Annotated in this window: 22 protein-coding genes and 1 riboswitch; of the genes, 12 read left to right on the top strand and 10 right to left on the bottom strand. The window is 43.1% G+C overall.

What is annotated here, in order from left to right:
- The first annotated feature begins 137 nt into the window (after window positions 1-137).
- From nagB to K5609_RS09475, 4 genes are all read left to right on the top strand, one after another.
- A complete protein-coding gene (nagB, locus tag K5609_RS09490; RefSeq protein ID WP_016401073.1) occupies window positions 138-935 on the top strand; it encodes a glucosamine-6-phosphate deaminase in 798 nt (265 codons plus the stop codon).
- A gap of 9 nt (window positions 936-944) precedes the next feature.
- On the top strand, window positions 945-2,081 hold the full coding sequence (gene nagA, locus K5609_RS09485) for an N-acetylglucosamine-6-phosphate deacetylase (protein ID WP_246611971.1): 1,137 nt from the start codon (window positions 945-947) through the stop codon (window positions 2,079-2,081).
- 8 nt (window positions 2,082-2,089) lie between these two features.
- Complete coding sequence (locus K5609_RS09480; RefSeq protein ID WP_221076945.1) at window positions 2,090-3,307, top strand: ROK family protein; 1,218 nt, start codon at window positions 2,090-2,092, stop codon at window positions 3,305-3,307.
- A 117-nt stretch (window positions 3,308-3,424) separates the two neighbouring features.
- Window positions 3,425-4,963 carry an EAL domain-containing protein gene (locus tag K5609_RS09475; protein WP_221076944.1) on the top strand — a complete coding sequence of 513 codons (1,539 nt, stop codon included), beginning with the start codon at window positions 3,425-3,427 and terminating at the stop codon, window positions 4,961-4,963.
- Between the two features lie 834 nt (window positions 4,964-5,797).
- On the opposite strand, the gene K5609_RS09470 is transcribed toward K5609_RS09475, so the two are convergent.
- The 3 genes from K5609_RS09470 to K5609_RS09460 are packed head-to-tail and all read right to left on the bottom strand — an operon-like array spanning window position 5,798 to window position 8,503.
- On the bottom strand, window positions 5,798-6,040 hold the full coding sequence (locus tag K5609_RS09470; RefSeq protein WP_221076943.1) for a FeoC-like transcriptional regulator: 243 nt from the start codon (window positions 6,038-6,040) through the stop codon (window positions 5,798-5,800).
- Complete coding sequence (gene feoB, locus K5609_RS09465; RefSeq protein ID WP_221076942.1) at window positions 6,021-8,279, bottom strand: Fe(2+) transporter permease subunit FeoB; 2,259 nt, start codon at window positions 8,277-8,279, stop codon at window positions 6,021-6,023. The genes K5609_RS09470 and feoB overlap by 20 nt, the downstream gene beginning before the upstream one ends.
- A complete protein-coding gene (locus tag K5609_RS09460; RefSeq protein WP_221076941.1) occupies window positions 8,276-8,503 on the bottom strand; it encodes a FeoA family protein in 228 nt (75 codons plus the stop codon). Before K5609_RS09460 ends, feoB begins: the two co-directional genes overlap by 4 nt.
- A 201-nt stretch (window positions 8,504-8,704) precedes the next feature.
- Between K5609_RS09460 and K5609_RS09455 the strand changes: the two genes are divergently transcribed.
- The 3 genes from K5609_RS09455 to K5609_RS09445 all read left to right on the top strand — a co-directional run bounded on the left by K5609_RS09455 (window position 8,705) and on the right by K5609_RS09445 (window position 10,239).
- Window positions 8,705-9,037, top strand: coding sequence for a translation initiation factor (locus tag K5609_RS09455; protein ID WP_221076940.1), 333 nt, complete (start codon window positions 8,705-8,707; stop codon window positions 9,035-9,037).
- Between the two features lie 33 nt (window positions 9,038-9,070).
- Window positions 9,071-9,250, top strand: a riboswitch (yybP-ykoY riboswitch).
- Window positions 9,251-9,260: 10 nt separating this feature from the next.
- Window positions 9,261-9,815 carry a TMEM165/GDT1 family protein gene (locus K5609_RS09450; RefSeq protein WP_152782507.1) on the top strand — a complete coding sequence of 185 codons (555 nt, stop codon included), beginning with the start codon at window positions 9,261-9,263 and terminating at the stop codon, window positions 9,813-9,815.
- Window positions 9,816-9,879: 64 nt separating this feature from the next.
- A complete protein-coding gene (locus tag K5609_RS09445; RefSeq protein ID WP_221076939.1) occupies window positions 9,880-10,239 on the top strand; it encodes a glutaredoxin family protein in 360 nt (119 codons plus the stop codon).
- Between the two features lie 49 nt (window positions 10,240-10,288).
- Here the strand turns inward: K5609_RS09445 and fadR are convergent, their stop codons facing one another.
- Window positions 10,289-11,005 (bottom strand): fatty acid metabolism transcriptional regulator FadR, encoded by a 717-nt coding sequence (fadR, locus tag K5609_RS09440; RefSeq protein ID WP_016401083.1) that lies wholly within the window; start codon window positions 11,003-11,005, stop codon window positions 10,289-10,291.
- Between the two features lie 246 nt (window positions 11,006-11,251).
- Between fadR and nhaB the strand changes: the two genes are divergently transcribed.
- Together nhaB and dsbB are read left to right on the top strand one after the other, a co-directional pair.
- The gene (nhaB, locus tag K5609_RS09435; protein ID WP_221076938.1) at window positions 11,252-12,823 is read left to right on the top strand and encodes a Na(+)/H(+) antiporter NhaB; all 1,572 of its coding nucleotides are present in this window, start codon (window positions 11,252-11,254) and stop codon (window positions 12,821-12,823) included.
- Window positions 12,824-12,874: 51 nt separating this feature from the next.
- Window positions 12,875-13,384: a disulfide bond formation protein DsbB gene (dsbB, locus tag K5609_RS09430; protein ID WP_221076937.1), complete on the top strand. Its 510-nt coding sequence runs from the start codon at window positions 12,875-12,877 to the stop codon at window positions 13,382-13,384.
- 61 nt (window positions 13,385-13,445) lie between these two features.
- Here the strand turns inward: dsbB and K5609_RS09425 are convergent, their stop codons facing one another.
- From K5609_RS09425 to K5609_RS09410, 4 genes are read right to left on the bottom strand one after another with little or no spacing between them, the layout of a single operon-like run.
- Entirely contained in the window at window positions 13,446-13,901 is a 456-nt protein-coding gene (locus K5609_RS09425) for a YcgN family cysteine cluster protein (RefSeq protein WP_221076936.1), read from the bottom strand.
- Window positions 13,894-14,559, bottom strand: coding sequence for a fumarylacetoacetate hydrolase family protein (locus K5609_RS09420; RefSeq protein ID WP_221076935.1), 666 nt, complete (start codon window positions 14,557-14,559; stop codon window positions 13,894-13,896). The genes K5609_RS09425 and K5609_RS09420 overlap by 8 nt, the downstream gene beginning before the upstream one ends.
- A gap of 1 nt (window position 14,560) precedes the next feature.
- Window positions 14,561-15,526, bottom strand: a complete 966-nt coding sequence (locus tag K5609_RS09415) for a lytic murein transglycosylase (RefSeq protein WP_221076934.1) — start codon at window positions 15,524-15,526, stop codon at window positions 14,561-14,563.
- A 13-nt stretch (window positions 15,527-15,539) separates the two neighbouring features.
- Window positions 15,540-15,824 carry a YcgL domain-containing protein gene (locus K5609_RS09410; protein ID WP_221076933.1) on the bottom strand — a complete coding sequence of 95 codons (285 nt, stop codon included), beginning with the start codon at window positions 15,822-15,824 and terminating at the stop codon, window positions 15,540-15,542.
- A 113-nt stretch (window positions 15,825-15,937) separates the two neighbouring features.
- Here K5609_RS09410 and minC point away from each other — a divergent pair, with 113 nt between their 5' ends.
- Genes minC through minE form a run of 3 tightly spaced genes read left to right on the top strand, consistent with a single transcriptional unit; the run spans window position 15,938 to window position 17,751 of the window.
- Window positions 15,938-16,642, top strand: a complete 705-nt coding sequence (gene minC / locus K5609_RS09405; RefSeq protein ID WP_221076932.1) for a septum site-determining protein MinC — start codon at window positions 15,938-15,940, stop codon at window positions 16,640-16,642.
- 30 nt (window positions 16,643-16,672) lie between these two features.
- Window positions 16,673-17,485 (top strand): septum site-determining protein MinD, encoded by an 813-nt coding sequence (gene minD, locus K5609_RS09400; protein WP_152782497.1) that lies wholly within the window; start codon window positions 16,673-16,675, stop codon window positions 17,483-17,485.
- A 2-nt stretch (window positions 17,486-17,487) separates the two neighbouring features.
- A complete protein-coding gene (gene minE, locus K5609_RS09395; protein ID WP_221076931.1) occupies window positions 17,488-17,751 on the top strand; it encodes a cell division topological specificity factor MinE in 264 nt (87 codons plus the stop codon).
- Here minE and rnd read toward each other — a convergent pair.
- Both rnd and fadD read right to left on the bottom strand, forming a co-directional pair.
- The gene (rnd, locus tag K5609_RS09390; protein ID WP_221076930.1) at window positions 17,726-18,847 is read right to left on the bottom strand and encodes a ribonuclease D; all 1,122 of its coding nucleotides are present in this window, start codon (window positions 18,845-18,847) and stop codon (window positions 17,726-17,728) included. The genes minE and rnd overlap by 26 nt on opposite strands.
- A 49-nt stretch (window positions 18,848-18,896) precedes the next feature.
- A complete protein-coding gene (gene fadD / locus K5609_RS09385; RefSeq protein ID WP_221076929.1) occupies window positions 18,897-20,558 on the bottom strand; it encodes a long-chain-fatty-acid--CoA ligase FadD in 1,662 nt (553 codons plus the stop codon).
- Between the last annotated feature and the right edge of the window lie 61 nt (window positions 20,559-20,619).

Here is a 20,619-nt window from a genome sequence, read left to right as displayed (position 1 = left end):
AATAAAGAACCGCAAAAATGTGACACAAGCACGAACAATAGAGACTAAAACAGGCTATTTATCACAAAATATCGAAAACTTATTTTTCAAAGAGAATTATATTGCTAAACTAAGCCTAAATTTAGTGGAGAACGATCATGAGATTAATACCATTACTCGACAAAAACCAAGTAGGACGATGGTCCGCCCTTTATATCGCGGAGAAAATTAAGTCCTATAAGCCCACAGCTGAGCGCCCATTTGTATTAGGTTGCCCTACTGGAGGTACGCCGCTAGCTACTTATCAACACTTAATAGAACTGCATAAACAAGGTGAACTAAGTTTTGAGCACGTTGTAACGTTTAACATGGATGAATATGTTGGGATCCCTAGTGACCATCCAGAAAGCTACTACAGCTTTATGCACAACAATTTTTTCTCGCAGATAGACATACCAGCAGAGAACATTAACTTGCTCGACGGTAACGCCGAAGACTTAGAAGCAGAATGCGCCAGATACGAAGCTAAAATTAAACAATACGGAAAAATAAACTTGTTTATGGGTGGCGTAGGTGTTGACGGGCATATCGCTTTTAACGAACCTGCATCGTCTTTGGCATCAAGAACGCGGGTTAAAACCCTTACCGAAGATACCCGTATGGTTAATTCACGCTTCTTCGACAGCTTAGAGCAAGTGCCAAAACTGGCGCTTACGGTAGGAGTGGGAACTCTACTTGATTCAGAAGAAATTCTTATATTGGTGACCGGACACAACAAAGCCCAAGCGCTAGAAGCCGCGGTAGAAGGCAGCGTAAACCACCTTTGGACTATTTCTGCCCTACAACTTCATCCTAAAGCGATGATAGTATGTGACCAACCTTCCACTATGGAATTGAAAGTAAAAACAGTACGTTACTTTCATGAGCTGGAAGCCGAAAACATCAAGAATATTTAGGATAAGCCAATGATGTACGCCCTAACCAATGCACTAGTGTTTGATGGTTGTGAATTGCTAAACGGCTATTCGGTGCTTGTTGATAACAACAAAATCAGTTCAGTGGTGCCTAACCAACAAGTATCGCCACAAATTAACAGCATAGACTTAAATGGCTCGGTACTTTGCCCAGGTTTTATCGACCTACAGCTAAACGGCTGTGGCGGAGTAATGCTTAATGGCGACTTCTCTAGCACCAACTTAGAGCGTATGCATCAAACTAATTTAAAAAGTGGTGCGACTAACTTCATGCCTACCCTTATCACCACCAACGATGAGGAAATGGAGCAAGCGGTTACCGTTTCTAGAGAACACAGCAAAAATAGCGGCACAGTTAACTTAGGTCTTCACTTAGAAGGCCCCTACTTAAGTGTTGATAAAAAAGGCATTCATAGCGAAAAGCTGATCCGCCAACTTAACCAACAACGATTACGCTTTTTGCTCGACAATCATGACGCGGTTAAAAAGGTTACCCTTGCGCCTGAGCAGGTTGAGCTATCTAGTATCTCCGCACTTAAAGAAGCAGGCATATTGGTCTCTTTAGGCCATACCAACGCAAACTACCAGCAAGCAAGCGACGCCATTAATGCCGGGGCTGGCTTTGCCACTCATTTGTTTAATGCCATGAGCCCAATGACCGGGCGAGAGCCAGGTGTGCTTGGCGCTATATTTGACCACAACCTCTACGCAGGAATCATCGTAGATGGCCACCATGTGTCAAACGCCAATGTGCGCATCGCAAAACGATTATTGCGCCACAAGCTATGTTTAGTTAGTGACGCAACCGCTGCAGCTGGCGCTGATATAAGCAGCTTTGATTTTGTTGGACGTAAGATCACAGTTCAAGATGGGATTTGCTTTGGTGATGATGGTACACTCGGCGGTTCTGCTTTAACCATGATTGAAGCAGTAAAAAACTGCGTACAATCAGTAGGTTTATCTCTTCGAGACAGTTTAAGAATGGCTTCTTTGTACCCAGCAACCGCTATTAACAGGGATCACGACCTAGGCAGAATCAAGGCAGGTTACGCCGCAAACTTAACCGCATTTGATCAAGACTTTAATGTCACCCTTGCAATTAGCGATGGCCAATTGACTCAGTTTTAATCAAAAAGATGAATGACAAATTAATCGTAAATGTAGATAAAGTTAAGCAGGTAAATACTGCCGCAGTATATGGCATGATTGACCAACAAGGACCAATCTCGCGGGTGAAAATTGCGGAGCAGAGCCAACTAGCGCCCGCCAGTGTGACAAAAATTACCCGCCAACTGCTAGCAACAGGCTTAATTAAAGAAGTTGCTCAACAAGCCTCCACCGGAGGTCGTCGCGCTATTTCTTTAATGGCTGAGCAAGGCAGTTATTACTTTATCTCGGTACGATTGGGTCGCGGAGCTTTAGATATTTCACTGTTTGATTTAAGCGGTGTATCTCATGCCCACGACAAACTCTCAGTAAACGAACTTGAGCAAGGTCCGTTAACCCAAGAGTTACTCGACAAAATCGCCGACTTTATTGAACAGTATGTTAGTGAACAAAAGCAGCTTATTGCGGTAGCCGTAACCTTGTCAGGCTTAGTTAATCCCGGTGAAGGCATTGTGGTTTATACCCCACATTACCAACTACGCGATTGCCCATTAGGTGAAATGATAGAGAGCCGTTTTGGTTTACCCGCTTATATCGGTAACGATACTCGCGCGATGGCTTTAGCAGAACATTACTTTGGCGCAACCAAAGATTGTTTAGACTCGATACTGATTACCGTGCACAGCGGTACTAGCGCCGGCATCATTGTTAATGGTCAGGTATTTATGAGCCAACACCGCGATGTTGGCGAAATTGGGCATATTCAAGTCGACCCATTAGGTCAGAAATGCCAGTGTGGTAATGTTGGTTGCCTAGAAACCATTGTATCTAACACCGCCATTGTCGCGCGTTTGCAAGCGCTAATTGAGCAAGGTAGCCCAAGTATTCTGGAAGCCGGCTTTACCATTGAAGACGTATGTTTTGCGGCTAAACAAGGCGACATGTTATGCCGACAAGTACTGCAACGTGTTGCCACAGTATTGGGTAGCAGCATTGCGATTGCCATTAACCTGTTTCACCCACAAAAAATTGTTTTAGCGGGTGAAATAATGGCCGCTGAAGACATTTTATTACCCACCATCAAGCAATGCATTCAACATCAAGCCTTAAGCTCTTTTGCTGATGCCTTGCCAGTGCAAGCGGCGCACTTTCAAAACAATCCGACCATTGGTGGCCTAGCACTAGTGAAGCGTGCCCTACTCGACGGCAGCCTGTTAATCCGCTTAATCAATCAAAAGCCGGAATAAGCATTCAAATATAGCCCTACAACTAATCTAGAAAATGGAACTTAAAACACTGTAAAGCATAGGAATGATTGATGTTTTTATGCTTTACTTGTGAGGTCTATGCAAAAGGATTGGTTAATGCGGATATTCTCACCTCGAACCGTTGTAATCAGCAGCGGATTTTTCACCTGCGCTCTGATGGTTTACATTGCCTTAATGCTGCTTTCAGCAGATATTAGTGAAAGCCAACGCCGCTACGCCCACAATACCATTTCTCTCACTCAAACAGTTATTTATGATTCCCTTCAAGCTTTAGACGACCTTGAAAAACTAGATATAAATGATTGTAGCGAAGCTTCCCTCACTAAGATGCGCCAAACAGTATACTTAAGTAGTTATATTCGCGATGTGGGTTTACTAGAAGACGATCACCTTCTTTGTACTAGTGTTGGCGGCTTACTCGAAGAGCCAGTAGCTTTAGATCCTCCATCTTTTTCTACCTCACTAGGCTTTGATATTTGGCTTAATACACAGCTCATCATATTTGATTACCTGCACTCTGGAGTGGTGATTCGCAGGGGCGACTTTAATGTGGTGATCGATAACAGTACCTTTGCGCCGCTTGAATATGGTGATAATCAATGGGAGTTAGTGTCGAACAGGAGAGAAAATGCCATTCACCTCACCGGCACCCAAGGTATATATAAAGACACCGACACCTTGGTTTATGAGGAAGTCACCGACAACTATCACTATTTTCACAGCTGTAGTGAAAACTACGATTTTTGTATCGCCCTAAGCCTTTACAATTACACGCTTATTAAAAACAAAACTTGGTTTTTATTCTTCTCGTTAATGTTCAGCCTTGCCTTTGGGATTTTGGCAAGCATCTGCTCCGAAACATTATTTAAGCGTCACAGCAGCACCAACGCTCGACTTCGTCGAGGTTTACGTAAAAAGCATTTTTATTACCAAATTCAACCTTTGGTGGACTTAAAAACAAAACGAGTGATTGGCGGTGAGGTATTGGCGCGCTTTAAGGACCCGCTTGGCGAGCTTTATCCAGACCAATTTATTGGTGAGATCCGCGCCTTAAAACTCACTTGGCCGTTTACTTTATTGGTGATTAAAAATGCGCTAAAGGACCTGCAAGCCAGCGGTGTAATACAAAGCGATTGCAAAATTAGCTTTAATATTTTCCCTAACGACGTTGAAAACAACAACATCAACGAGTTAAAAAACTTACAAGAGGTAAAAGATTTCACAGGCAACATAACCTTAGAAATAACCGAAGACCTGCAACTAGACAGCCTGGTAGCAAACCAAAATATAAACCAAGTCATTAAACACGGTTTTGAAGTTGCCATTGACGACTTTGGTACCGGCTACTCTAACCTTGCTCAACTAAAAAACTTTCGCTGCCAATACTTAAAAATAGACAAAAGCTTTGTATTTGATTTAGAAGCTGGCTCTATACGCTCTTCGCTAGTACCGCACATGGTAGATATTGCTCATAAGTCTGACTTAAAAGTAATTGCCGAAGGCATAGAAAATATTATGCAAAGCAAAGTATTAGAAGATTTAGGTGTTGAATATGGTCAAGGCTGGATGTTTGGCAAACCAATGCCAGTGAAGCAGTTTATCGAAGCTTATCAACGCACTCACAACAGCGGGTAGATTACAGCTCCTCAACTCAAACTGCTTAACTCTAACCAGTTTTAAAGTAAGCTTTTACCCGTAGACCTGCAACTTAAAGGAACATAGATGAGTGAATCAGCTCCGGTTGATGATTTTGAGAAATCTAAAAACGTAAAAACAATAATCATCCAGTTATTGCTGGGAATTGTTCTTGTTGCGGTTTTCTATGTGATATACACGGGGCTGATGTTAATCACTCCGGAATTCGCAAAAATACATAGAAACTTTGATGTTGAGCTTCCTAGGTTTACAGAGTATATCTATAAAAACTATATGTATTACCCTATATTCTATTATCTCGCAAAGGTGACTTACAGTAGCTATTGCTTAAGCCTTCTCTTCTGTTCGCCTAGTTGGAAGGTATTTAAGCGAATTACCATTTTCAATATACTTCTATGTATCGTAGTAGTGGCGGTAACCGTTACTAGTATTTACTATTCAACCTTTACCATCGGAGCCGCAATATAGTTTAGAGCTAGGATTGCAAGATTTAACGATAAAAACCACAGGCTAGAGTTACAAACATGACGATAAATAATTACAGGCTCTATGCCGACAAAAACATCTTCTACTATTCAACGTTTGAAGATGCTAAAAAGGCTGCAACAAAATTCATACCTGAACGGACTACCCTTCGGATCGAAGTATTAGTTGAAGTTCAGTCTTTTGAAGCTGATTTCTGGGCTTATGAATATGATAACAATAGATGGGTGCCATCTTGAAGCCCCAGGAAACAAAATACATTTAAGATATATAGAACAAAGAAAAGGACAACTTACTGTTGTCCTTTTTTGGTCTAAGTTTGGGTATAGATTAACAGGTTACCCCAATGCTATTGTCATTTTGCCAGTAAAGCTGCCACTGCTCTTCACTAGCGCTACAACCACAGCCTTTATTACATGAGCCGAGTTTAACAACTCGCAACTTATGGCGCTTAACCCAAGGCTGTAGCATAGCTAGCGCCGCGTCATCGCTAAGCGAAAAATGCTTAGCGACTTGGCTTAACAAGACTCCAGGGTTCTCTTCAATATAGCGTTTAAGCGCTTGTAGTATCATAGTGCTCAGCCTTTTGACGCTTTAAGAACAGTACCCAAACACTTAGTACAATAACCATTGCCAATAACAATACACTGGCCGAAATGGGTGTTTGTTGCCATGTTGCCGCTTGGTAATAAATAGTTGCGGTGCAATAAGCTAACAAAGTCGACCATACACCAATCAATCTTGCCCATTTTAGTCCAAGCTCTTTGACCAAAGCGCCCATCGCCGCTGCACAAGGCATGTACAACAAAATAAACAACATAAACGATACAGCTGAAGCTTGGCTAAAGTGTTGAGACAACTGTGACATAGTGCCTACATCTACTTCATTGATTTCTGCAGCGCTAGCTACATCTTCAGCTTCTTCAATAGCAATGCCCAGCGGATCGCCATAATTAAGGTCGTTAAAGTTATCGACAATGCTTTGACCGGCTTCTTGGAAACGGCCTAAGTAAGTCCATGCTTCAGCTTCTTCTTCAGGATCTGCATATAGACTGTTTAAGGTGCCAATTACCGCTTCTTTAGCAAACAGGCCGGTTACAATTCCTACAGTGGCTGGCCAGTTATCTTGCTCGATGCCCATGGGGCCAAATACCGGCGTAACAAACTGACTAGCGCGGGCTAATATCGAGTGCTCTTGACCTTCAGCATCCAACTCACCGCCGGTACCAACGTGATTAAGAACACTTAATATCGCTACCACTAAAACAATGGTTTTACCGGCGCCAACAATAAAGCCTCGCACTTTTTGCCAAGTAAGCAATAGTACCCCAAACACTGTTGGGAACTGATAGTCTGGCAGCTCTAATACCGAGTCTTGAGCTGTACCAGGTAGCAGAGTGTACTTAAGCAGCAAACCGGTAATAATCGCGGCGATAATGCCCACAATATAAAGAGCAAACACCATGTTCTGCCCTTGCTCGGGGAAAAACGCAGCAACAAACAAGGCATATACTGGTAAGCGTGCACCACAAGACATAAACGGACTCATTGCTGAGGTAAGCACCCGTTCACGGTGTTTTTCTAATACTCGAGTAGCCATAATGGCCGGCACGGTACAACCAAAGCCCATTAGCATTGGCACAAATGCTTTACCGGGTAAGCCGATAACTTGCATAGCGCGGTCTACAACAAACGCAGCACGCGCTAAGTAACCTGAGCTTTCTAACAAGGCTAAAAACAGATACAAACAAGCAATTACAGGAATAAAGGTTGCTACGGTTTGTATGCCTACCCCTACTCCACTCGCCAATACAATGCTCGCCCATTCCGGCGCACCAACACTGGCTAACAGTTCGCTCACCCCATCAACAAAAATGGTACCCGCTGTAATATCGAAAAAGTCGATAAACACTGCACCACCATTAATGGCGAACATAAACATCAGGTACATAACACCTAAAAAGGCCGGAATGCCTATCCAACGGTTAAGCAATACTTTATCTAATAGCTCAGAATAGTCGCGGCTTAACTGGCCTTTTTTACTGATACAACTTTGGGTAAGTTGGTAGATAAAGCTATAGCGGCTGTCGGCAAGTTCCAAGTCAACGTCCGTCGTCGAGAATTGGCCTAGCGCTTGGTTCACCTCTAGCTGTAAATCGGGTTCTAACTGCTCGTTTAACCATGGGTCATGCTCAATTAAGCGCAGAACCTGGCCTTTGTTTAAACTAAGTTTTTGTTGCCACTCGGTGCTAAAGGCTTCAATCTCAGGTGTGTATTCTAGGCTTAAAGCTGGCGCTTGCTGCGCTTGTTCCATTAACTTAGGTAGATTACGCTTAAAGTCATTCACTTGCTTTTTAGAGGTGGCTGACAAGCATACAACAGGCAACTTAAACTGCTCACTAAACTGCTTCACTTTAATATTAAGTAGCTTAGCTTTTGCAGTGTCCATTTTATTAAGAACCAGCACCACTGGTAAGCCAAGCTCTTTAAGCTGAATACTTAAATACAGGCTACGCTCTACTGCGCTAGCATCAATCACATTAATCACTAGGTCGAGCGGCTCAGACTGTAAAAACTCACAAGCAATCCGCTCATCTAGTGAGCTTTTATCAAGCTGCGGATCAATGTTGTACACACCGGGTAAGTCTACGACTTCTGCTTGCCAGTCGGCTTGGCGGATCCAGCCAGACTTTTTGTCTACAGTTATCCCGCTAAAGTTACCTACTTTTTGTTTACTGCCGGTTAAAGCGTTAAACAAGGTACTTTTACCGCTATTAGGATTACCTACGGTGGCTATCATATGTTTGTTCATAGACTATCCACCTCAATCGCTTTGGCTTGGCCATTGCTTAGCGCAAGGTTAATTCCAGGTGCAGAAACTTGGATTGGGTCCCCTAGTGGAGCACGTCTTACAATGGTTAAGGTAGTATTGGGCAAAATACCCAATGACATAAGCTTTTTGCGCATTGCTCGGGGTAAGCCCTTCAGGCTCAATATTTGGGCCTTTTGACCAGTGGCTATTTCATCCAATGACATGGAACCTCCATACCTAAGTCTAAATAATAATGATTTTCATTTGATTTTATTGTGCGACACACATCACTGTTCCGTGTTGATCTAAATCAAAGGCATTTGCATAGCTTGTTTTTTTTGTGAGAAATTTTTAAGGCTATTTTTTGAAACCGCCTCATTAAATACGCTACCATCAGCGCAACATATGTATAAGGTAGATTGAAGATGTCATTCAAAGACCAACTTTCGCAACTGGTTTACTCAACAGACCAAGGCCGCATTGAACCAGAGCAACAAGCCGAACAAGTGCCTGAAGCAGACGGTACTATTAAACTGCGTAGAGAAACTAAAGGCAGAAAAGGCAAAGGAGTTACCTGCTTAACTGGCTTTGGTTTAGCAGAAGCTGAACTTAAGACCTTAACTAAAGAGATGAAAAAACACTGTGGCGTTGGTGGTAGCGTTAAAGATTATGTTATCGAGATCCAAGGTGACCAGCGCGACAAGCTAGAGGTTTGGCTTAAGCAGAAAGATTACAAAACTAAACGCATAGGTGGTTAAACCATTGCCTTTGGTAGGGCTTTTAGGTATATTCTTCGCGCTTTTGGGGAGTAGCTGCCCATATCAATAAGGTATGGGGCATTTATCAACATACTTAGTGCTCATCACTATGGTAAATGCAGCCAACACTGGCCTAGCAAGACCAAATGCACATTAACGCTATTTAGAGGTGAGCGGCGTTATGTGCATTGGTTTATCTGCTCGCCTCTTATTAAGAGATCCAATGGAAGCTTTATTCACTTCAATTACTGCCGTAGCCATTGCCGAGATAGGCGATAAAACTCAACTGCTTGCTCTTCTGCTCGCCTGCAAATTCAAAAAACCTCTGCCAATTATTGCCGGTATTATTATCGCAACTCTACTTAACCATGCAGCCGCAGCTTGGTTTGGCTCGTTAGTGCAGCAATGGCTAAACCCTGAGATTTTACGTTGGCTAGTTGGCTTATCATTTATTGCCATGGCGCTTTGGGTATTAGTGCCAGATAAAATAGATGAAGACGATAACAAACTACTCAAATACGGCCCCTTTTTGGCCTCGCTCATCTTGTTTTTTATTGCCGAGATTGGCGACAAAACCCAGGTTGCGACTGTGATTTTAGCAGCCAAGTATGACTCGATGTTTATGGTAATTACCGGCACTACTATAGGAATGTGCTTAGCCAACGTGCCAGTAGTGCTGCTGGGTAAGCTTGGCGTAGAGAAATTGCCTATGACTCTAATTCACCGTGTTACTGCTATTTTGTTTTTGGTGCTGGGCATTACTACATTGGTGTTTTAGTAAGGCTTTTGCTGAGCACTGATTGTGTTAAACTCAGCCGCAAATTGTTAGCAAGGTTGTAATAATGAAACTAGTTCGTTGGATTTTAGGCCGCATTATATTGTTACTTAACGCAGTATTTTCCCCTAAGGGCGTAAAAAGAAGTGCTGAGGAGCAGGCGGTAATTGATCAAAAAACCCAAGGTTTACACCTATATCAGCTGCCGGCTTGCCCATTTTGCGTAAAAGTACGTCGCTCGATGAAACGTAATGGTTTAAGTATTGGCTTACGTGATATTAAGGCGCAGCCAGAATATCTTGAAGAATTGGTAACCCAAGGCGGTTCAAGAAAAGTGCCTTGTTTACGCATTGAAAATGGCGACAAAGTAGAATGGTTATACGAGTCTAACGACATCATTAACTACCTAGAAGCCAAGGTAGCCTAAAACCAAAAAGCTCCGCAATGCGGAGCTTTTTACTATTAGTAACTAAAACTTAGTCTGCTTCCATAATATCACTTGGCATGGTTTCACGCAGGCGCTTCCACACTTCACTAGTAGCAATACCGTAACTACGCACTACCTGCAGCGCTTTATCGTGTTCACCGCTATCGGCCAACGTGATGAGCTCTTGATAGAAATTATCAACTAAGGTGCGTGCTTGAGGGTCGTCAAAGTAGTATTTACCAACGCTTTGATACATGCCTCTAAAACCATTTAAGATAAGCGCGTATAAAGGATTGCCCGACGCAAAAGATAAACCGTGTAACACTTGGTAATCAAACTCAGCGTAAGCTTCGCCAGTTTGTTCAAGTTGTTTGTATTGCTCTATAAGTTGGCGACTTTTCTCGGGATTGTTTTTTAGGGCACCACGAATAAAAATCACACTAATGTTGGTTCTTGCTGATAACAGTTGCTCAAACAACTCAGGCACACCATCGGTATCTAATCGGGCTAAAGTTTCCAAAATATTCAGCCCTGCGGTTTCCCAAAAGTTGTTCACCTTAGTGGGTTTGCCGTGCTGAATAGTTAACCATCCATCTCGCGCTAAGCGCTGAAGCACTTCACGCAAAGTGGTGCGGGTTACACCTATTAACTCAGATAATTCTCTTTCGGCGGGTAAAATTGTGCCAGGAGCAAAACGGTTATTCCAGATAGATTCAATGATGTATTGTTCTGCGAATCCCGCTGGACTTTTTGCTTTAATTACCATTATTTACTCAGTCTATTTTCGTTTTTATTGTATCGATAATAACAAACCATTAACTAAAGCTAAAGCAAGTGGTTTGAGCTCAAACCTCCAAATTTGAAAATCTCTTGACTATTTTTATCGACACTTGAATAAATTTGATATTTTCGGTTGTTCAACTACCAAAGCCGCGTGAGATCACATACAATCGCGCACGAGTTTTCGTAGGGGAAACTCGACCTGCCATTTGAACAACAATGAGATTTCAGGATGAATACTAGTCTTTCTAGTGCTTTTGCTAAGAATTTTCTTGGCAATGCACCTTTGTGGTATAAAAAAGCCATTGTTTTATTTCTAATCATTAACCCCATCGTTTTCTATATCAACCCGTTCGCTGCAGGTTGGTTACTAGTTATCGAATTTATTTTTACTCTTGCGATGGCGTTAAAATGTTACCCGCTTCAGCCGGGCGGCTTGCTAGCCATTGAAGCAGTAGCAATAGGCATGACATCCTCTGAAACCGTTAAACATGAATTAGTCGCCAACTTCGAAGTAGTGCTGCTATTGATCTTCATGGTGGCCGGTATTTTCTTCATGAAACAACTGCTGTTGTTTGTTTTCACCAAGATGCTTATCAAAATTAAAGACAAAGCCATTTTGTCTTTAGCCTTTTGTGCAGCCGGCGCCTTTTTATCAGCTTTCTTAGATGCCTTAACGGTAATTGCTGTAGTCATTAGCGTAGCGATTGGCTTCTACAGCATTTACCACAAAGTGGCATCTGGCAAAGATTTTCACCAAAAACATGACCACACTGGCGATGACTTAAGCAGTGATGACTTAGAAGGCTTTCGTGCGTTCTTACGTAGCTTAATGATGCATGCGGGTGTAGGTACCGCATTAGGTGGCGTATGTACCATGGTAGGTGAACCGCAAAACCTGATCATTGCAGACCAGTCTAGCTGGCAGTTCTTCGAGTTCTTCCTGAGAATGGCACCGGTATCTCTGCCTGTTTTAGTATGTGGTTTAATTACTTGTTTTGCGTTAGAAAAAATTGGCAAGTTTGGCTACGGTAGCCAGCTACCAGTAAATGTTCGACAAATTCTTACCGACTACGATAAACACGAAGATCAAAAACGCACTAACCGTGACCGCGCTAAGCTAATTGTTCAAGCAGTTATTGCTGTATGGTTAATTATTGGACTTGCATTGCACTTAGCCGCTGTTGGCTTAATTGGTTTATCGGTAATTATTCTTGCTACTTCATTTACCGGCATAACTGAAGAGCATCAGCTAGGTAAAGCCTTTGAAGAGGCCCTGCCATTTACTGCCTTGTTAGCGGTGTTTTTCTCTATTGTTGCGGTAATTATTGACTTAGAACTATTTAAACCAGTGATTCACTGGGTATTATCGATTGAAAACGAAGGCCAGTTAGTGGCTTTCTATATAGCCAACGGCTTGCTATCGATGGTTAGTGACAACGTGTTTGTAGGTACTGTTTATATCAACGAAGTTAAAACCGCTTGGTTAGAAGGACAGATTACTCGCGACCAGTTTGACATGTTAGCGGTAGCGATCAACACCGGTACTAACTTGCCTTCGGTGGCTACGCCAAACGGTCAAGCGGCATTCTTATTCTTGTTAACATCGTCGTTAGCACCACTGCTACGCTTATCATACGGTCGTATGGTTTGGATGGCCTTGCCATATACTTTTGTATTAGCAGGTGTAGGTTTATTGTGTGTCGAATACGCGCTTATTCCAGCCACCCAATACTTCTACGATATGGGGTGGATTAGCCATCACATTGCTGGCGCTGCGTCTGCGGTTTCTGCTGGACATTAAATTTAAAAAGGGCGATGCTTGCATCGCCTTTTTTTATCGGAGTTTCTGATTATGCTCAACTTTTTAAGCAGCATGCCGTACCAACGTAAACCTTGGTTTCTGCTTTTTATTGGTAGCTTATCACTAGAATTGTGTGCGTTATTCTTCCAACACGTAATGAAGCTCGACCCTTGCGTTATGTGTATTTATGAACGTGTAGCCATGATGGGTTTAATGCTTGCAGGCCTTATCGGCTGGATGGCCCCGCAGTACCTAATCATTCGCCTAAGCGCGTTTGGTATGTGGATAGTAAGCGCAGGCTGGGGTTTACAGCTAGCGATAACCCATACCGATTACCAAATGAACCCCAACCCTTTTGCCACCTGCGACTTCTTCGCAAACTTTCCAGAATGGGCTCCATTAGACAAATGGGTTCCTTGGTTATTTAACCCAACTGGCTTTTGTGACAAGATTTCTTGGATGTTCTTAGGCTGGTCGATGCCGCAATGGTTGATACTGATTTTTGCAGTTATGCTAGCCGCTGGCGTGCTCTTCTTTGGCCTACAATGGCGCAAGAAGTAACTCACATTAAAAAGCCCGCTTTAAGCGGGCTTTTTTATTAGGTACTGGACCACAAGTGCAACTATTCGCATTCATCCAAGGGCCAGCGCACAATGTAATCTTGCGACGGGCCAGTTAACTGGCTTTCACAAACAATTTTACCGCGTATCGAGGCCCCGCGTTTATGCATCTCAGAGGCCTTACCTTTGTTAAGTAAAGGATGCCACTGCGGCAAAGGTTTACCTTCAATCAAGCGTTTGTAAGCACAACTTGGCGGCAGCCAATGAAAGGCATCAATATCATCTAGGCTGATTTTCACGCAGTCGGGTACTTTGGCAAAACGGTTTTCATAATCACTGCATCGACAGCTTTTGCTATTAAGTAATACACATGCGATGTTGGTGTAATAGAGCTCATCGGTGTCTTCGTCTATCAACTTCGACAAACAACATTTTCCGCAGCCGTCACACAATGACTCCCATTCTTGGGCATTCATCTGCGCCAAGGTTTTGGTTTCCCAAAATCTTACTTCACTCACTTATTACAACCTCTGTTTCTAGCTCTATATCGGCAACGGTTAATGATAGCTTATCTCCAGCTTCTAAAGGCCCAACCCCGGCAGGGGTGCCGGTAAGCAGAACATCACCAGCTTGTAGACTAAAACACTGAGAAGCCTCAATTAACAAGGCTTCAATTGTGCGGATCATCTGGCTGCTACTGCCCTGCTGTTTTGTTTCACCGTTTTGTTTTAGTTGCAAAGCGACATCATTGAGATCACTTAAACAAGCAAGTGGTTTAAAAGCACTAAGCACACAACTATTGTCGAAGGCTTTAGCCCTCTCCCATGGATGACCACGTTGCTTAAGTTCTAGCTGAATATCGCGTAAGGTTAAATCTAAGGCCGCAGCGTAACCCCAAACAGCGTCTTTCAAATCGTCTTTAGTCGCGTTTTTTAGCGGCTTGCCAATAAGCAAGGCAAGCTCTAATTCGTAGTGAACCTCGCCCAAGCCTGTGGGAATGGCAACACCGTTATCAAAGCTGATAAAAGCACTGGGCGGTTTATTAAAAAACACCGCTTGTTTTGCCGGCGCTCCCCCCATTTCTTGCATGTGTGCGGCATAGTTTTGGCCAACACAAACCGCTTTACTTGGCGAAAGCTCAATTGGATTACCGTTACAGTCTTTATGTTGATACATCTTAAAACACCGGCGGATAAGAAATACGGTCAGCCAGTGTGCCAACTGCTGCTACAAAGTAGTGTGAACGATTCCACTTCATTAACACGCGATAATTATCGTAGGCTAAATAAGCGCGGCCTTGTGCATCATCAGGTTGAACGATAGAGGCTGTAATATCGCGAGTAGGTAAATCACTACCGTCATAACGGCGAACACCCAAAGCCTGCCATTCGCTCAAGCTTTTAGTGATTTTTAACCCCGAGTTAGCACTGTCATAATCTTTAGGTAGCTGAACTTGTCTACCCCAGGTGAGATCATCACTCCAACCACTTTGGGCTAAATAGTTAGCGGCTGAGGCCAAGGCATCTGCGGTATTGTTCCAAATATCGCTATTACCATCGCCATCAAAATCTTGCGCGTAAGCGAGAAACGAGCTTGGCATAAACTGCACTTGGCCCATTGCGCCGGCCCAAGAGCCCTTCATTTTGTTCGGCTCAATATGTCCGGCATCTAAAATACGAAGCGCATTCATCAATTCTTTCTTGAAAAACGCTTCTCGACGCCCTTCAAAAGACATAGTTGAAAGCGCCGACACTACATTGTAGTTGCCTGTAAACTTACCAAAGTTAGATTCTACGCCCCATAAGGCAATAATAAAGCGAGGTTGCACCTTATATTTTTTCTCAATCTCTTTTAGTAAAGGATAATGCTTTTTGTATAAAGCGCGAGCTTGTTGCACCTTCCAATCAGGCACGGCGCGTGGCAAGTATGTGTCTAAGGTGAGTTTAAACTCAGGTTGCTGTTTATCTGCCTTTACTGCACGTTGGTAAAATTTAGTATTAGTAAAAGCAGCATCAATGGTTTGCTGAGAGATCCCCTGCTCTGCCGCTTCTAATTTAAGTTGTTCAACGTAGTTATCAAAGCCCGGTTCAGCGTGTAACGAGAAGGCAGCCGAGAAGAGCACCGCACTGATAATTCTTTTCACTAACGTCCCCTTTCTATTGGTTTTTAGCTTTAGCCTGCTCGGCTAAATGCTGTTTGAGATAATTCTCTGGAGGTGGTGGAAGTTGCAAATAGTAGCCTTGCTCTTTAAACGCGGCTTCTATGGCGTCAATTTTTACACTAGCAAAATCTTTAGTTGGTCGTTTAGGCACCAACATAACGAGCTCCTTAGCGCCCATTAATTCGATTAACGAGGCTGGAACTTTCGAAAAATCGTCTTTCTTCTCAATATAGAGATAAGTTTGCTGTTTTTTGAGACTTTTATAGACTGCACAGAACATGAAAATGTTAGTATCCTAGGCACTGATCAGGTTATGCTAAAACGCAGACTATATCAGAATATATGGTGTAGCGTCATCGCTCGTATACAAATGTAAAAAGGAATCCGCTGTTCATGTCCGGACAGGAAATAGAGTTTAAAGGGACAAACTTTACCCTTTCAGTCGTTTACTTAGGAAAAAATGACTTAAGGTCATTAAATAACAAACTTATGGAGAAGGTGGCACAAGCGCCTCAGTTCTTCAATTGTGCACCTATCGTAGTAAATATTAGTGAAGTGGATAGTGATTTTGACTTCGACCAACTTAAAGAAATAGTTGAAGCTCAAGACTTTGTATTAGTGGGTGTAACTGGCTGTAAAACCGCCGAGCAAAAAACCGCAGCTCGTGCTGCAGGCTTAGCAGTTATGACCAGTGGCTCGCAACAAGCAACAGCTAAACCAAGCGAACCAACAGAAGAAAAAGCCCCCACTCCTCCCGCTGCTCCCTCGGTAGTTCCCAGCAAAATTGTTCGTGGTCAAATTCGCTCTGGCCAACAAATTTATGCGCAAAATACCGACTTAGTAGTGATTGGCTCCGTAGGAAATGGAGCCGAAGTAATAGCCGATGGCAACATACATATTTACGGCGCATTAAGAGGCCGAGCCATCGCAGGTGCAAGTGGCAGAAAAGACAGCAAGATTTTTTGCCAAAACTTGCAAGCAGAACTTATTTCAATTGCTGGTGTTTATATGCTGCATGAGCAAATCGGCGAGCATGCCGATTTGCCGCAATGCATTCAAATAGAAGACCAGCAAATCGTATTTGGTAATTTAAGTTAACCCGGTTAACGAATTTATAAAGGAAAGATAATGGCTAAGATTATCGTTGTAACCTCAGGAAAAGGTGGCGTAGGTAAAACAACCTCCAGTGCTGCTATTGGTACTGGTCTCGCCATCAAAGGTTTTAAAACAGTAATCATCGATTTTGATATTGGCTTACGTAACCTTGATTTAATTATGGGTTGTGAACGTCGAGTCGTTTACGATTTTGTTAACGTAATCAAGGGCGAATCTAACCTTAATCAATCATTGATTAAGGATAAGCGCACCGACAACCTATACATTTTGCCAGCATCGCAAACTCGCGACAAAGACGCTTTAACCAAAGAAGGCGTACAAAAAGTACTAGATGATTTAGCTGAACAAGGTTTTGACTACATTGTTTGTGATTCGCCAGCCGGTATCGAAACCGGTGCAATCATGGCCTTGTACTTCGCCGACGAAGCGATTGTAACAACTAACCCAGAAGTGTCTTCGGTTCGAGATTCAGATCGAATTTTGGGCATGTTAGCCAGCAAATCAAAACGTGCTGAGCAAGGCAAAGAGCCAGTTAAAGAACACCTGCTATTAACCCGCTACAACCCAGAAAGGGTTAATCGTGGCGATATGTTAAGTGTTGAAGACGTGCAGGACATTCTGGCTATTCCCTTGCTTGGAGTGATTCCTGAATCTCCAGCTGTGCTAAAAGCTTCAAACTCGGGTGAACCAGTGATTTTAGATAGTGAAAGCGATGCTGGTTTAGCTTACGACGATGCGGTAAGCCGTTTAATTGGTGAAAGTGTAGATTTCCGCTTTTTAGAAGAACAAAAGAAAGGCTTATTTAGCCGCATATTTGGAGGATAACAATGTCTCTTTTAGACTACTTTCGAACGTCAAAACAGTCTAAAACGGCGGCAACCGCCAAAGAACGACTGCAAATTATTGTTGCCCACGAACGTGGACAACGAAGTGGGCCCGATTACTTGCCTGCGATGAAGCAAGACATTATAGAAGTGATCAAAAAGTACGTTGATATTAACTCAGACCAAGTGAATGTTAGCTTGGACAATAAGAGTGATGATATAAGCGTACTAGAGCTAAATATTACGCTTCCTGAGCAACGTGATTAGCAAATAAAGGCTGACGCCAACCGGTAAGTAAAAGAGGTAACTCCGCTGCTTGCCGGTTTTCTTCCCAAAGCCAACTTAGATATTGATTAAGCATTTTCTTACTCGCCAATACATCTTCTGGTAAGCCTGACTCTTCGGCAACTTTAGCCACTACTTTTTTCAGTTCTTGAATACTTTTCTTGTAATCTGGGTAATCAACAATACGTTTAATGGCCTGTGGAAAATCTATGGTTTTAGTTTGTTGCCCTTGTTTTACTAACTTTAACAAACGCTGCCCATGTATCCGTAATTCTTGCGGTGGCAAACCAAGACGCTGAAGTTGTTCCATAGTACTTGGCTGATAACGCGCCAAAGCCCATAAACTATCACCATGAACAACATTGTTAATGGCTAAATCTCGGCTAGCAGCTTGTTGGGCGCGCCAACGTGCTAATACCTGTAAAACAGCAAGTTGCTGTGGGTTTAGCTTCCATGCATTCTTAATATCTTTATAGGCTTCGTCTTGATTAAACACCCGCTTTTTAAGCGCAGCTAAACGTGCACTTTCTTCAAGCGCCGCAACAAACCGCCCTTCATCTTTAAGCTGTTGTTGAATCTTTAAATACGCAGGTAAGAGGTAAATAACATCCAAGGCCGCATATTCTAATTGAGAAGAACGTAAGGGACGTGCTAACCAGTCGGTGCGCGATTCACCTTTGTCTAATTGAATATCCAATTCTGTATCAATAAAGCGCTGATAACCCAAGCTAATACCGTGACCTAAAAAAGCAGCCCCTACTTGCGTATCAAATACACTAAGGCCAAACTTACCGCTCACACGCTGAATGATTTCGAGATCTTCACTAAAGGCGTGAAGTACCCAATGGTGCTTAGCTAATGCTTCCCACAAGGGCGCCATTTCTACTTTTAGAGGATCAATCAAATAGCATTGTTGGCCATCAAAGATTTGCAGTAAACCAAGCTGAGCGTAGTAAGTACGAGTGCGAACAAACTCTGTGTCAATGGCAAGTACCATTGCCTCTTGCTCATTTAAAAAACGTAACAGAGGCGCAAGTTGCGCCTCTGTTTCTATCATATCGAAGTTTACGTCTGCCAAAATTACGGCGTCCTAGTGGAAAGCATCTTAATAATCACCATTTTACGGTTTATGCCTCTTCACGCAAGGCTCTACGTAAGATCTTACCCACATTTGTTTTAGGAAGTTCATCTCTAAACTCCACCAACTTAGGTACTTTATAAGCAGTAAGAAACTCACGGCAATGCTCGATAACTTGTTTCTCGGTAAGCGACTCATCTTTCTTAACCACAAAAACTTTTACCGTTTCGCCGCTAACATCGTTGGGAACACCTACCGCTGCAACTTCTAGTACCTTGGCATTACTGGCCACAACTTCTTCCACTTCATTAGGGAATACGTTAAAGCCCGATACCAAAATCATGTCTTTTTTACGGTCCACAATGTGGAAGAAACCTTGTTCATCTACTGTGGCAATATCGCCCGTGGCAAACCAGCCTCCAGGCATTGATTCTTCAGTAGCTTCAGGGCGTTGCCAATAGCCCTGCATAACCTGCGGGCCTTTAACCAAGATCTCACCTGATTCTCCATCAGCCACTTCCTCTCCATCTTCGCCCACCAGCTTGATATCGGTAGAAGGCGCCGGAAGGCCAATACTGCCGTTATAAGCTTCTAAGTCATAAGGGCATACAGTTACCAACGGCGCACATTCGGTTAAACCGTAACCTTCGATCAATCGAGAGCCGGTGACTTCCTGCCAACGCTCTGCAACCGCACGCTGCACCGACATGCCACCACCTAATGAAAGGCGTAAACGTGAGAAATCGAGCTTGGCAAAATCTTCATGATTAAGCAGCGCGTTAAACAAGGTGTTCACGCCGGTAATGGCGGTAAATGGGGTTTTAGCCAACTCTTTAGTAAAAGTAGGAATATCGCGAGGATTGGTAATGAGAAGGTTCTGACAACCCATTGCGAAAAACACCATGCAGTTAGCCGTTAAGGCAAAGATGTGGTAGAGCGGCAAAGCGGTTACCACTACCTCTTTGCCTTCGCGCAAACAGGGGCCAACAATGCCTAGCGCTTGCAGTAAATTGGCCACCATATTTTTATGTGACAACATGGCGCCTTTAGCCACACCGGTTGTGCCACCCGTGTATTGTAAAAAGGCTAAATCTTCGCTTTGGATCTCTGGGCGAACATATTGTAAATGCTGACCTTTCGACAATACATAACGCAAGGATTGTGCATGTGGCAAATGATACTTAGGCACCATTTTCTTCACGTACTTAACCACAAAGTTAACTAAGGTACGTTTTGTGGCAGAAAGCTGGTCACCTAGGCGAGTTAGCACTACATGCTCTACCCCGGTTTCTTCCACAATTTCTTCTAATATGTGAGCAAAGTTAGAGACAATTACAATGGCCTTTGCGCCACTATCATTTAGCTGATGCTTGAGCTCGCGTGGGGTATACAACGGGTTTACATTCACCACAACCATGCCGGCACGTAAAGCACCAAACAAACAGATGGGATACTGCAGCAGATTGGGCATCATTAAAGCAACGCGGTCACCCGCTTTTAGCTTTAATTCGTTTTGAAGATAAGCAGCAAAGGCTCGAGATTGCTCTTCGAGGCGGCGATAGGTCATCACCTGGCCCATGTTAATAAATGCTACTCTGTCGGCATGTTTGGCTGCGCCTTCTTCGAAGACATCAAGCAATGTTTGATAACGTGCTGAGTCTATCTCTGCAGGAACATCCTTAGGGTATCGATTAAGCCAAACCTTATCCACGCAGTTCTCCTAAACAATTCAATTACATTAAGTATAAATTGCCCACCAAGTTTATTGTGAA

The sequence above is a fragment of the Agarivorans aestuarii genome (assembly GCF_019670125.1).
Classification (GTDB): domain Bacteria; phylum Pseudomonadota; class Gammaproteobacteria; order Enterobacterales; family Celerinatantimonadaceae; genus Agarivorans; species Agarivorans aestuarii.
The sequence above is the reverse complement of the archived record's forward strand: the minus strand, read 5'-3'. Positions and strand labels throughout refer to the sequence as shown.

Coding starts and splice junctions, on each gene's coding strand:
- K5609_RS09450 (WP_152782507.1), top strand. CDS start 9,261: ATGGAAGCTTTATTCACTTCAATTACTGCCGTAGCCATTGCCGAGATA.
- K5609_RS09475 (WP_221076944.1), top strand. CDS start 3,425: ATGCGGATATTCTCACCTCGAACCGTTGTAATCAGCAGCGGATTTTTC.
- minC (WP_221076932.1), top strand. CDS start 15,938: ATGTCCGGACAGGAAATAGAGTTTAAAGGGACAAACTTTACCCTTTCA.
- minE (WP_221076931.1), top strand. CDS start 17,488: ATGTCTCTTTTAGACTACTTTCGAACGTCAAAACAGTCTAAAACGGCG.
- K5609_RS09470 (WP_221076943.1), bottom strand. CDS start 6,040: ATGATACTACAAGCGCTTAAACGCTATATTGAAGAGAACCCTGGAGTC.
- K5609_RS09420 (WP_221076935.1), bottom strand. CDS start 14,559: ATGTATCAACATAAAGACTGTAACGGTAATCCAATTGAGCTTTCGCCA.
- K5609_RS09445 (WP_221076939.1), top strand. CDS start 9,880: ATGAAACTAGTTCGTTGGATTTTAGGCCGCATTATATTGTTACTTAAC.
- K5609_RS09410 (WP_221076933.1), bottom strand. CDS start 15,824: ATGTTCTGTGCAGTCTATAAAAGTCTCAAAAAACAGCAAACTTATCTC.
- minD (WP_152782497.1), top strand. CDS start 16,673: ATGGCTAAGATTATCGTTGTAACCTCAGGAAAAGGTGGCGTAGGTAAA.
- nagB (WP_016401073.1), top strand. CDS start 138: ATGAGATTAATACCATTACTCGACAAAAACCAAGTAGGACGATGGTCC.
- nagA (WP_246611971.1), top strand. CDS start 945: ATGATGTACGCCCTAACCAATGCACTAGTGTTTGATGGTTGTGAATTG.
- nhaB (WP_221076938.1), top strand. CDS start 11,252: ATGAATACTAGTCTTTCTAGTGCTTTTGCTAAGAATTTTCTTGGCAAT.
- dsbB (WP_221076937.1), top strand. CDS start 12,875: ATGCTCAACTTTTTAAGCAGCATGCCGTACCAACGTAAACCTTGGTTT.
- feoB (WP_221076942.1), bottom strand. CDS start 8,279: ATGAACAAACATATGATAGCCACCGTAGGTAATCCTAATAGCGGTAAA.
- K5609_RS09480 (WP_221076945.1), top strand. CDS start 2,090: ATGAATGACAAATTAATCGTAAATGTAGATAAAGTTAAGCAGGTAAAT.
- K5609_RS09460 (WP_221076941.1), bottom strand. CDS start 8,503: ATGTCATTGGATGAAATAGCCACTGGTCAAAAGGCCCAAATATTGAGC.
- fadR (WP_016401083.1), bottom strand. CDS start 11,005: ATGGTAATTAAAGCAAAAAGTCCAGCGGGATTCGCAGAACAATACATC.
- K5609_RS09455 (WP_221076940.1), top strand. CDS start 8,705: ATGTCATTCAAAGACCAACTTTCGCAACTGGTTTACTCAACAGACCAA.